The 11667-nt window shown below is 53.8% G+C and carries 9 protein-coding genes; 8 read left to right on the forward strand and 1 reads right to left on the reverse strand.

Annotated elements, in window-relative coordinates; genetic code table 11:
- The first annotated feature begins 1 nt into the window (after position 1).
- The 7 genes from Q0P86_RS11255 (at position 2) to Q0P86_RS11285 (ending at position 8724) form a co-directional block, all read left to right on the forward strand.
- Positions 2-832, forward strand: coding sequence for a polyphosphate polymerase domain-containing protein (locus Q0P86_RS11255; protein ID WP_173653058.1), 831 nt, complete (start codon positions 2-4; stop codon positions 830-832).
- 30 nt (positions 833-862) lie between these two features.
- A complete protein-coding gene (locus Q0P86_RS11260) occupies positions 863-2542 on the forward strand; it encodes a lamin tail domain-containing protein (RefSeq protein WP_295039501.1) in 1680 nt (559 codons plus the stop codon).
- 84 nt (positions 2543-2626) lie between these two features.
- Positions 2627-4381, forward strand: coding sequence for a TolC family protein (locus Q0P86_RS11265; RefSeq protein ID WP_294984379.1), 1755 nt, complete (start codon positions 2627-2629; stop codon positions 4379-4381).
- 51 nt (positions 4382-4432) lie between these two features.
- On the forward strand, positions 4433-5431 hold the full coding sequence (locus tag Q0P86_RS11270; RefSeq protein WP_290992576.1) for an HlyD family secretion protein: 999 nt from the start codon (positions 4433-4435) through the stop codon (positions 5429-5431).
- A gap of 51 nt (positions 5432-5482) precedes the next feature.
- Positions 5483-6730 (forward strand): ABC transporter permease, encoded by a 1248-nt coding sequence (locus Q0P86_RS11275; protein ID WP_295039503.1) that lies wholly within the window; start codon positions 5483-5485, stop codon positions 6728-6730.
- The gene (locus Q0P86_RS11280) at positions 6727-7917 is read left to right on the forward strand and encodes an ABC transporter permease (RefSeq protein WP_295039505.1); all 1191 of its coding nucleotides are present in this window, start codon (positions 6727-6729) and stop codon (positions 7915-7917) included. Before Q0P86_RS11275 ends, Q0P86_RS11280 begins: the two co-directional genes overlap by 4 nt.
- Positions 7918-8010: 93 nt before the next feature.
- Positions 8011-8724, forward strand: coding sequence for a zinc metallopeptidase (locus tag Q0P86_RS11285; RefSeq protein WP_290992584.1), 714 nt, complete (start codon positions 8011-8013; stop codon positions 8722-8724).
- An 86-nt stretch (positions 8725-8810) separates the two neighbouring features.
- Here the strand turns inward: Q0P86_RS11285 and Q0P86_RS11290 are convergent, their stop codons facing one another.
- Positions 8811-10289 (reverse strand): segregation/condensation protein A, encoded by a 1479-nt coding sequence (locus Q0P86_RS11290; RefSeq protein ID WP_294984389.1) that lies wholly within the window; start codon positions 10287-10289, stop codon positions 8811-8813.
- Between the two features lie 289 nt (positions 10290-10578).
- On the opposite strand from Q0P86_RS11290, the gene Q0P86_RS11295 reads away from it, so the two are divergent.
- Positions 10579-11451, forward strand: a complete 873-nt coding sequence (locus tag Q0P86_RS11295; RefSeq protein WP_294114827.1) for an SGNH/GDSL hydrolase family protein — start codon at positions 10579-10581, stop codon at positions 11449-11451.
- Positions 11452-11667 lie beyond the last annotated feature (216 nt).

The following is an 11667-nucleotide window of genomic DNA, read 5'->3' on the forward strand; positions in this document are numbered from 1 at the left end:
TATGGCCGAGGCCCGCGGATTTAGCCTTCTCGAAAGGTTCGAACTCAAGTACCACATTCCTGTGGAATGGGCCGACCGTATCGGCGCCTTCCTCGCACCCTATTGCGAAGAAGACTACTACTCGAAAATCACCCCAGGCGGATTCTACTGGATCACGAACCTCTATCTGGATTCGCCCAGCTGGACGTTCCTCGGCTGGAAAAAGAAACAGTTGCTGGACCGTTTTAACATGCGCATTCGCACCTACGGTGAGCACCCGGCACAAGACGGAACGTTCCACTTCGAATGCAAGCGCAAGATCAAGAATATCTGCTACAAGAGCCGCGGCACCATCAAGGGAATCAACCCCGGCGAAGTGTGGAACATGAAACCCGAGGACTGGCCGTGCAAGGGAGAAAAAGACCGCATGTACGTGAAGGATTTTCTGTACAAGACGGAACTCTATAACGCACACCCGCGCCTACTCACGCAGTACAAACGTCGCGCCTGGTTTGGACTCCGCGAAGAATATTCCCGCGTGACCATCGATACCGGCATGCGTTTCCGCGAAGAAAACGGATTTGACTATACCGTAGACCCGCACTATATGCATTCGACGGGTATCCCGAGGTTTTTTCAGCCGGGGTGCGATGCCGTGCTCGAACTCAAGTGTCCCTGTTCGCAGGTGCCTTACTGGATGTTCGACCTGATCAAGTTCCTGAACCTGAAACACGGCGCATTTTCCAAGTTCGGCAATGCCGCCGCGGAATGGAAACGTGTTTACGAAAACCCGCGGCGATTCAAGACTCCCTATTGGACAAAGCTCGCCGTCGGCGCAGGTGAAAATTATTAAAATAGTAGAAAGTTTCACGAGGATACCACTATGGATATCAAAAAAATTCTTTTGACGGGTTCGACCGTGGCAGCGTTGGCATTCGTCGTTGCCTGCTCCGATGATTCCTCTTCGGGGCCCAAGAACGAAGATCCGGCCTCCAGCGCCTCCATCGATCAGCCGACTTCGTCTGACGGAACCACCCCGACATCCAACGGCACCGAGACGGGTTCGTCCAGCAGCGCAACTGAACCGGACGAGCATCTTTCTTCGTCAATGGATGCCAGCGTGACGAACATGGTCATCACCGAAATTATGTACAACGCCCCCGACGCCTCCGAACTCGAATGGGTGGAAGTGGCGATTGCGGCCGGTCCTGACCTTAAGAGCATGGCATTCTACAAGCTTCGTCTCGAAGGAGCCATCACCTATTCTTTCCCGGCAGAACCGCTAGCCAAGGGCGAATATGTCGTCGTTACGAACAACATCGAATTGTTCAAGGAAACGTATCCGACCTTTACAGGCCGACTCTTTGGCCCCTGGGATAACGATCCCTCCACTGGAGAAATCGCCAAACTTTCGAACGAAGGCGATGTCATCGATGTCAAGCTGACCGGAAACGGCGACGTCAGCTGTTCCTACAGCAAGGAACCGCCTTGGCCCTCCCTTGCCAACGGCAAGGGCCGTTCCCTCGTCTACAAGGGCGGAAACGCAGCACTCCCCTCTTCCTGGGGAGCAAGCAAGATCCTGAAGGGCAACCCCGGTGTCGGTAACGACGATTGGCTGAAGACCTCCAATGTGCGCATCAATGAAATCATGCCGACCCTGACCGGTCAGAACGCATGGGTAGAACTCTACAATGCAGGAACCGAAAATGTCGACGTAACAGGCTGGCAATTTGAATCCAAGGTCCGTAACGAAACCCTGACCATCAAATCGGGTATCGTTCCTGCCGGAAGCTATCTGGTCCTGGACGCGGCTTCCGATTTCAGCGAAGAACTGATCGTCAGTCCCATTGGAGGTGCCTACTATCTGTACGGAGCCACCGAAGGCGATGAATCCAGTCTGCTCCTGCCCTCCAGCGAACTTTCGAGCGGAGTCGTTGACCTGGCCGACGGTTCCATGGCTCAGGGAGCCCTTACCACGGCAACTCCGGGAGCCATTAACACGAATCTGTATATCGGCCCGGTCGTCATCAATGAAATTCATTATCACCCAATTGACGACAATGCAAACGACGTCGAATTTCTGGAACTCAAGAACACCTCTGCAACCCCGATCACTCTCTACGAAAAGGTAAAAACGACCAACAAGGGCTGGAAGGTCGAAGGTATCAACATGGACTTTACAAGCTCCGACATCCTGCCCGCAAACGGTTTTGCTGTCCTTTTCCCGGAATCTCTTTCGACCGCCGTGGGAGAAACCGGATTGCGCACCCGCTACTCTATCGCAAGCGACGTACTCGTCAAATTCTACAAGGGTAAGCTTTCGAACCGTGGCGAAATGGTCGCCGTCAAGAAGCCCTTCGACTTCAGTGATGATCCGACAAGCCCCTCGGGCATCCAATGGTTCTACAACTGGTCCGATGCAACGCTCTATAGCGACGGTTGGAAGGGCGAAAACTTCGCAAAGACAGACGGATTCGGATATAGCCTACAGCGCAAGGACTACAGCACCATGGGTTATGAAGCTTCCGCCTGGGTTGCCGCAGAACCGACCCCTGGAAAATAGCCCCGAAAATCGGCCCCATTTATAGCAAATAAGTCACCTTTTCAAGGTGGCTTTTTTTGTAAAAAATATATATCTTTACATAGTATGAAAAAGAGTGTATTACTGGGTTTGGCGACAAGCGTCGCCGTTTCTGCCGCGCCTATTTCGCTTTCCGACGCCATCAACATGGCAAAAGCCGGAAATTCGCAGATCAAGGCTGAAAAGGCAAAAGTCGACATGGCCGAAAGCGGCCAGTCCGAAGCATTTTCCCGTTTTATGCCGCAGCTGACGCTAACCGCTAGCGTCACAAAAATCAACGATCCCATCTACATTGATTTGAATCAAATCCGTTCGGGAATGATCCAGGTACACGGAGCTGAGGCTTATCAGTCTTACTACAGCCAGTATTATTCGGATTACTATAAGCAGTATTACGATCAAGCCTACCAGGCAGCCATCACGCAAGGTGCCGACGAGGCAACCGCTGCAGCGACCGCCCAAAAGGCCGCCGACCAGGCAGGGACACAGGCTGGTACCAAAGCCGGCGCAGAAGCCCAGAAGCAGACCGAAGAAAAGTTGAACGAGGCTTTGCCCTCTTTTGAAAAGAAGGTGCAGGACGATGTCTTTTTTAACGCGCGCCTGACGGCCATCTGGCCCATCTTTACGGGTTTCAAGATCTATTCCGCCTACGATGCCGCCAAGGAAAACGTGAACGCCAAGAAGTCTGCGTTTGACATGGCGCAGAACACCATCCTGATGGATGTGGCGACCAAGTACTTTACGCTGCGCTTGGCCGAAGAACTAACGGTGCTACGCGAAAGCACCAAGAAAAACTTGGAAGAACACTTGGCTCGCTCCAAGAAGCTTGAAGAAGGTGGTCAAATCAGCAAGGCGGAACGCCTGCGTGCCGAAGTCGCCCTGGCCGAAGCGGAGAACGCTCTCGAAGACTCTTACCGCGATCAGACGCTTGCGCGACTCGCTCTCGCAAGCCTGTTGCATACCGACACGAACATTACCGCGATTACGCCGGTGATGGCCCCGGAACAGACTTTCGGCATGGAAGAATTCAAGCAACTCGCCATGGACAGACACCCGGGACTGCGACAGCTGCGCACCGAACGCAAGCGCAGCCAGGATGCCGTGAGTGCGGCCCGCGCCGATTATTACCCGACGGTAGCACTTTTTGCATACAAGGAACTTTACACGCGCGACCTTACAATCCTGGAACCCGAATGGGCCGTGGGAGCAAAGCTTCAGTGGGATTTGTTCAAGGGCGGCGAGACTCGCTCCAAGGTGAGTAACGCGAAGGCGCTTGACAGGTCGCTTTCGAGCATGGAAGAGCAGACCATGGATAACATTGGTCTGCTGGTGGAAAAGCGCTGGCGCGAAATGGAACATGCCAAGAGCCGCCTGGAAAGCTTGAAGAAAACCCGTGAACTTGCCGAAGAAGCGCACCGCAGCCAGACCTTGGCCTACGAGGCGGGACTTGCAACGGGTCTTGACGTGGTAGATGCCGAGCTTGCGCTTTCGCGCTTGCAGGTGGCAGACATGAAGGCGCATTACGATGCGGTAATCGCCTGGCTTGGACTATTGGAAGCAAGCGGAGAAGTGGTAAATGCGGGCGAAATGCTCAAGAACGTAAAGCCGGTGGAAGAAAAATCGGCTGAGGTGTCGAAGCCTGAAGAAGCTAAGGCAGAAGAACCGAAGCCCGCCGAGCCCGTTACGGAACCTGCAGCTGTTCCCGCCGCAGAGTCGAACGTCGTGGCGAACGATTCCTTGAACGTCATTGCGAACCCCGAAGGGGGGAAGCAATCTACAGCGGCAGATTCGGTAAATACGGCTCCAGCCCCTAATCACTAACCACTTTATACCGTCTACTTCCAACTATGTACTTTTAATCTGGAGGAAACTATGAACGTCTTGAAAGTTATCGGAAAGGTCTTGGTCGTCTTGGCGTTGATTGCCCTGATTGGCCTTGGTATCGTTACCTTGCAGAAGTTCGCGACTGAACCGCGCGACGCCTATTTGCAGGGCCAGATGGAAGCTCGCCGAGTACTTGTGGCGGGCAAGGTTCCCGGGCGCGTTGAACAGCTGTTCTTCCGCGAAGGTGACATGGTCGAAAAGAACGCCATCGTCGCCCTTATAAGCAGCCCCGAAATCGAGGCGAAAAAGATTCAGGCGCAGGGTGCTTTAGGTGCTGCACGCGCCCAAGCGAACAAGGCGAAAAACGGAGCCCGCTCCGAAGACATTACGGCCCTCAAGGCGATGGCCTCGCGCGCCCAGGATGCCGCAAACCTCGCGAAGAACACTTACGACCGTGTGCAAAAGCTTTATAACGAAGGCGTGCTCCCGCTCCAGAAGCGCGACGAAGCCGAAACCCAGATGAAGGCCTCGCAGTCTGCTGCCGACGCCGCCAAGGCCCAGTATGAACAGGCCCTCGCCGGCGCCCGCAGCGAAGACAAGGCTGCCGCAAACGCACTCGTGCTGCAAGCGAAGGGCGCCAACGCCGAGGTCGACGCGTACCTCGAAGAAACGAAAATCCGCGCCCCCATCGCCGGTGAAGTTTCCGTCAAGCTGGTCGAAGAGGGCGAAGTCGTAGGCTCCGGCATGCCGGTTGTCGCCATCACGGACCTCGACGATTCCTGGGCGGTATTCCACCTGCGCGAAGACCTGCTCAAGAACATCACCAAGGGAAAATCCTTCAGCGTTTTCATTCCGGCACTCGACAAGAATGTCGAAATGGAAGTCAGCTACATAGCCTCGGTAGGCGACTATGCCACCTGGCGCAGCTCCAAGGAAAGCGGCGGTTTCGATCTCAAGAGTTTCGAGGTGCGCCTGCGTCCGAAGCAGAAAGTCGAAAACCTGCGCCCAGGCATGAGCGTCCTTTTCCCCGTAGAACATATTCAGTAATCTTTTTAGAAAACAGGAGATGCCCGACTAAATCGGGCATGACAATGCGATTTGTTTATTTCTTTCTTTAAAGCAGTCCGCAAAATCTACATCAGCCACAACATCGTGCTGTGGTTGGTTCTCCTGATTTTACCGGTGGCAACATCAAGTTTCATGGTGGACCTGTTCTCGGCGGAAATTATTCAACACGTGCCAATCGGTATTGTTAAACAAGACCGTTCGCAACTCAGCGATGAACTGGAAATGGCTTTGCGAGCAGACCCCGTGCTCGAAGTCACCATGGAATGCGCCGACCGCAGCGAATGCGAGCACGCGGTAATTCGTGGAGACTTGCAGGCTTTTATCGTGCTCCCGTACGACATGGAACGCCGCGCGCTGCGGCTTGAAACGCCCGTAATTCCGGTATATTCGAGCGGCCAGAATTACCTCACAAATACGTTTGCAGTCAAGGAAATCCGCTCGGTCATTTCCTCCATCGGTTCTAACTTGTTCACAAAGCAGATGACCGACCCTGTGCAGGTCGAAATCAAGTCCGTCGGCAACAACAGCAGCAACTACCAAGGATTCCTGGGGCTCGGTCTCGTGACAGCAATTTTCCACCTGGCAAGCATTCTCGCCGCCGTCTATCTTTTCAGTTTTCCGTTCCGCGACCACCGCGTCCGCGAATTTTTGCAAGCGGCAGGCGGCTCCCGCGTAATACTTGGTGCTGCGACATCGCTTCCACTAATTGCCATCCAGTGGCTTTCGATGATGGCTGTGTATGCGTATGCTCGCCGTGCGCTCACCCCGATGACATTCGATGAATTTGTGGTGGTATCTGCGGGGCAGTTGGCGATGATTCTCGCTTGCTCTGGAGCAGGGGCCGCATTCGTCGGCCTCACGGGTAACATGCGTATGTCTTCTAGCGTGGCCGGTGTAATTGCAGGTCCTGCGTTTGCATTTGCCGGGCAAACTTTCCCCGTGATGGCGATGCCCTTTGCGGTGCGTTGCTTCGCGTTCCTGCTTCCGCTCACCCATATTCTCAAGGTGCAATCGACAATGCTTCTCGGTTCTATCGGCAAGGCTCACGCCTGGGAATCGATAGCAATCCTTTTATGCATGGCGCTGTTCTGGCACCTACTCGCCTCAAAATTGTTGTTCTTGCGTTGGAAAGTCGCCATTGAAAAAGAAGCATATTGGGAAGCCCGCGAAAAGTTACACCTGAAGGATAAGCTGAAGAATATTGCCGGTGCCGTCTATTCGGACCTAAGCATTCGCAAGGCAATTGCTTCTGATATGGCTGAAAGGGGGCGCAAATGATAGACCTCTTTAAACGACTTTTCAAGGTGGCGTTTGCCGAATGGAACCTTTTTTACACCGACCCTGCGGCAGTGCTGTTGCTGGTGGTGGCAGGCGTGCTTTACGCCTTCTATTACCCGACACCTTACATGAATCAGACGGCGACAGATGTGCCTGTGGCTGTGGTGGATCTTGACCATACGGTCATGTCCCGCGAACTCACGCAGATGTCTGCCGCGGCCCAGCAACTTGATGTGCGCTATGTATTTTCGGATATCCGCGAGGCAGAAGACGCCCTAGCGAACGAAAAAATCTACGGTTTCATGGTAATTCCCAAGGACATGGAAAAGACGCTCCGCAACGGCGGCAAGGCGATCGTGAACGTGTTCACCCACGGGGCCTACGTGATGCTCCACGGAAACATCGGGACAGGCTTTGCGACCTGCGCCCTCACCGTGGGGGCCACCACGAAGGTCAAGCGAATTGCCCTCGGCAAGAAAGTCCCTGCGGCCAAGGCGATTGCCATGCGCGACCCGATTCCCATCAGCGTGCAGACCATGTACAACAGCACGGGTAGCTATTCGAACTATGTGGTGCCGAGCGTGTTGGTGCTGATTTTGCAGCAGACGCTTGTGATTGGCATCTGCATTCTGGGCGGTGCCCGCGCCCACCGCAAGTTCCGCAAATTGCAGCGCGACAGTTCCGTTGAAAACGAGCTGATGCCTTACCGCTACTTTGGCCGTTCGCTTGCGTACTTCTTGCATTACTGCAGCTTTATCCTGTTCTACCACTTTGTAGTGTACAACGTGTTCGATTTTCCGCGTCGTGGCGAAATTTTGCCCATGGTGGCCTTTGCTATCGTGTTCCTGTTTTCGGTCATCAATTTCGGGATGGTGCTTTCGCAAGTATTCCTGCGTCGCGAAACGAGCATGCAGCTGTTCCTGTACATGAGCATCCCGATTCTGTTCCTTTCGAACTTCAGCTGGCCCACCGAATTGATTCCGGCCTGGATGAAGGGTTTCTCTTGCCTGTTACCCTCGACATTTGCCATTCCGGCATGGCTTGCGATTGAACAGCGTGGAGCCGACATTTACGATGCGGCATCGCTTCTGTTGCCGCTCGCTATGCAGGCGGTATTCTACCTGTTGCTCGGGCTAGTGCTCACGAATCTCCGCGACGGAAGCAAACTGAAAACCGGTGACATGTAGCCCTTCCTGTCATCCCCGGCTTGGCCGGGGATCTCCGTGCGGAGCGTGACAATTTGAAAATGAATTTTGTATATTACGATTAGAGGTATTTTTATGATGTTAGATCCTTTATACATGATGATTCTCCTGGTGACGCTTGCCCTTTCGGGTAGCGTTTCCTGGATGGTCAAGTCCCGTTTTAACGCTGGCCAGAAGGTTGGTATTTCGAGCGGCCTTACCGGTGCCGATGTGGCGAAGGCAATTCTCATGGATGCGGGCATTACCGACGTGAAGGTGCTGCAGCATCACGGGTTCTTGTCGGACCATTACAATCCGCTGAACAAGACTCTGAACTTGTCGCCCGAAGTCTATAACGGTCGCAATGCATCTGCCGCGGGCGTTGCCGCTCACGAAGTGGGCCACGCCATTCAGCATGCGCAGGGATATTTCCCGCTGTGGCTGCGTTCGTTCATTGTGCCGGCCGCAAACCTCGGCTCGAATCTCGGTCCGTGGCTTGTGATTTTGGGCATCGTGCTCATGAGTGCTGGTCGTGCGCTCGGCTATTCTCTCGCCGTGGCGGGTGTGGTACTGTTCGGTATCGCAACGCTCTTTACGCTGGTGACCGTGCCGGTGGAATTCGATGCTTCTAGCCGTGCAAAGAAGGTGCTTGCCCGCCTTGACATCGTGGCGCAGGGCCGCGAATACAATACGGTTTCGGGAGTGCTGTTTGCCGCAGGGCTTACCTACGTGGCAGCCGCAATCGGTTCCATTATGCAGTTGTTTTATTGGGCTTACCGCGCAGGTTTCATTGGCGGTCGGCGAGACTAGGTAAATTCAGAGTTCGGAATTAGGATTTCAGAATTGAATTAATCGCGGCAAAGCCGCCTGACAATAAAACTCTGAAATCTGAAAACTTAATTATCAGTGTGGACTTCGATAGACGGAAATTCGTCATCGTTGGAGTCTTCTGAAACGTCGGAATTTTCAGAAGCCTGGGTGTCGTAGAACGCCTGGGCTTTTTTCATGAATGCTTCGAATTCTTCGTCCGTCATGTTGTCAGCGGGCTGCGGCTCTTCTTGAGTCTGCTCCGAACTTGATTCGAGGTTATCGCGAGCCTCTGGCGAAGCAATCCATTCCTCATTTGTTTCCGCAGGATTTTCTTCAACGGGAACATCTTCAGCCGGAGTTTCTGCGACCGGTTCGGTTGCAGCTTCGGCTAGTTCTTCCACCGGAGTTTCAGTTGCAGGTGCGGCATTTTCTGCGGTCGTGCTTGCTTCTACCGGCGCAGCAGTATCAACTGCAGGAGCGGCACCCTCTGCGCCCGAAGCATTCTCCGCTGGAGCCTGAACACCATCAGCCGGAGCCTGGGCATTTTCCGTCGCCTCGTCTTCCTTCATCATTTCGGCGAACGGGTTTTCTTGCACTTCGCTCAAGTCTTCGCGACCTTCGAGCATGGCGTTCAAATCGTCTTCGCTCACGTTCCGTCCGCGTTCCGTCCACAGCACGGCTTCGCGCATCACTGCGGCCAAGTCGCCTACGGTCTGCTCCTTGGAGCGTGCAATCGCCTGGTTGCGAATCGCTTCTACAAGGCCCGGCTTCACGTCCGGATCCTTGCTGAAGAACACGGTCTCGTGCGCCATTTCTTCGGCATAGTCGGCGTTGTTCTTCTTGCGGTAAATCCAAATCGGTCCGAACAGTTCACTCTGACGGAACACGATTTCATCCGTCTTGATCATCTCGAGCATGGCCATGAAGGTCACCGCCGCCACAATCGGGTGAGAATCGTTGTCGAGCAAGTCTTCGAACAGGGCGCGGCCATTCACCGCGAGATAGTTGTTAATCGCCTGCTGGCGGTCCTGAATGGTCACGTAGTCGAGTTCGATGTGGTGAATCGTTTCCGAAATCTTGGTCTTCAGGCTCTTCTGGTAAGCGCGAAACAGCTGCCAAATGTTTGCGTCGGCCAAAGTCTCTTCATCGGTCTGCGTCTTTTCTAGGCGGCCGCGGGAATACGTACCGAAGTTCTCGCTTTCCATTTCCTGGAGGCCGCTCGCGACTTGCTTAAAGCGCTGGTATTCCAGCATTTCCTTCATGAGCTGTTCGCGGTCTTCGTTGTATTCCGCTTCCATCTCGGGGTCGCGCTGTTCGGCCGGCAAAAGTTCCTGCACCTTTAAGGCCATCAGGCGGCTCGCCATGTACAAGAAATCACCCGCCTTCGACAGGTCGGTGCCCTCGTACTCGTTCACCCACTTTAAAAACTGGTCCGCAATTTCTGCAATCGAAATCTGTTCGAGCGGAACTTCCTTCTTCTGAACAAGATACACCAGCAAGTCCATCGGGCCATTGAACGCCCCGATGCGTACTTCGTATTCTTCCTGTTCTTCGACTTCGGTCATTTGAGCTAAATGTAGTTAATTTTTTTTGTATATTTTTCCCCCTTGAAAAAATCATAACAACATTTTTCATTTTGTCTTAGCGGCGGTGCAGCGAAAACACCGACATCATTTCTCCCGCGCCCCTAGCCTTTTCCGAGAACAACCCCGCAGACACTTTGCAGCTACAGCAGGAAACGGAACAAGATACGGTCTACGTAAACCAGACCGATACCCTATATATAGACCGGATATCCTTCGACACGCAATACATTTTCCGCCACGACACAAGCATTGTTTTCGATACCAATACTTGCTGCAGAAGGACACGATCCATGTTGTCCACCGCGATATTTCGGTGTCCGACCAACTGCCCTCCAATGACTCGCTGAAAATTCCCGAAGGAAGCGACACGCTCAACATCGTGTATTTCGGAAATTCGCTAATCATGGGTTACGATTCATTCGGAATGTCCGCATCGGCCGCGACCCAGGACCTTTGCACGAAGGTCAATCAATACTTCTCGTCGCTTGGATATGTAGTTAACGGTGTTCGCGCAACATCGAAAGACTTTGAACGACGGTTGGTCAAGTCCGAACGCGAGGAAATTCTTGCAGGAAAGCTCTACCCGGAGCTGGACAAATCCACCGACATACTTGTAATCGTGCTCAGCGACAACATCATAAACGACGAAATGTTGGATGCATTCAGGGACTCGTTTGCCGAACTCCTAGACAGTGCGCAAAGCCGCATGTCAGACAGCGCCAAAATCATCTGCGTATCGAGCTGGTACACATCGGGCACCATAGACAAAGCTCGAGAAATCGTCGAGGCCAAATCCAGGGAAAGGGGCGTAACCTTCGTAGACATATCGGACCTTTACGCAGATGAAGGAAACCGCTCCTACCTCGGTGCGGTTATATTCAGAAACGACGTAAGGCAATACAGTATGTCTTACGACGCCATATCGGAAGTGGCTTGCACCCTGACAATCCGGTTTAGCGTAGAAGGTAAAACGGTTTCATCGACCATTATCCCCGACAGTTACGAAATAGACTACGAAAACAAAGTAGTCTCATGGACAGGCCACGAATTTATCGTAACGAACCCCGCCATCGCAACGCATCCGGGCGACCTGGGCTTTACGCGTATCGCGGAGCGGGTTGTTTCCGCAATTTCCAACTAACCGAAAGGCACAAAGCTGCGCCTATGCGGGCGTTCCCCGGCCAGAGCCGCCGGGGCGGAGGCGGGCCAGGTCGGGCTATACTCGCTGCGCTCGCCGAGCCTGCAGTCTCGGCCCTCCGGGTGACTATCCCTAACGCGGCAGCCGCGAGACGGGGCGGTATGTAAAAAGAAGGGCCCCTCGAGCTGTTGCTTAGGGGGGCGTTAGCCTCAAGCGGCA

Origin of the sequence: uncultured Fibrobacter sp. (assembly GCF_946062555.1) — a bacterium.
Taxonomy (GTDB): Bacteria; Fibrobacterota; Fibrobacteria; order Fibrobacterales; family Fibrobacteraceae; genus Fibrobacter.

Bases quoted from the DNA above. Each gene is read 5' to 3' on its own strand.
- Q0P86_RS11270 (WP_290992576.1), top strand. From the start codon at position 4,433: ATGAACGTCTTGAAAGTTATCGGAAAGGTCTTGGTCGTCTTGGCGTTG.
- Q0P86_RS11255 (WP_173653058.1), top strand. From the start codon at position 2: ATGGCCGAGGCCCGCGGATTTAGCCTTCTCGAAAGGTTCGAACTCAAG.
- Q0P86_RS11260 (WP_295039501.1), top strand. From the start codon at position 863: ATGGATATCAAAAAAATTCTTTTGACGGGTTCGACCGTGGCAGCGTTG.
- Q0P86_RS11265 (WP_294984379.1), top strand. From the start codon at position 2,627: ATGAAAAAGAGTGTATTACTGGGTTTGGCGACAAGCGTCGCCGTTTCT.
- Q0P86_RS11280 (WP_295039505.1), top strand. From the start codon at position 6,727: ATGATAGACCTCTTTAAACGACTTTTCAAGGTGGCGTTTGCCGAATGG.
- Q0P86_RS11290 (WP_294984389.1), bottom strand. From the start codon at position 10,289: ATGACCGAAGTCGAAGAACAGGAAGAATACGAAGTACGCATCGGGGCG.
- Q0P86_RS11285 (WP_290992584.1), top strand. From the start codon at position 8,011: ATGATGTTAGATCCTTTATACATGATGATTCTCCTGGTGACGCTTGCC.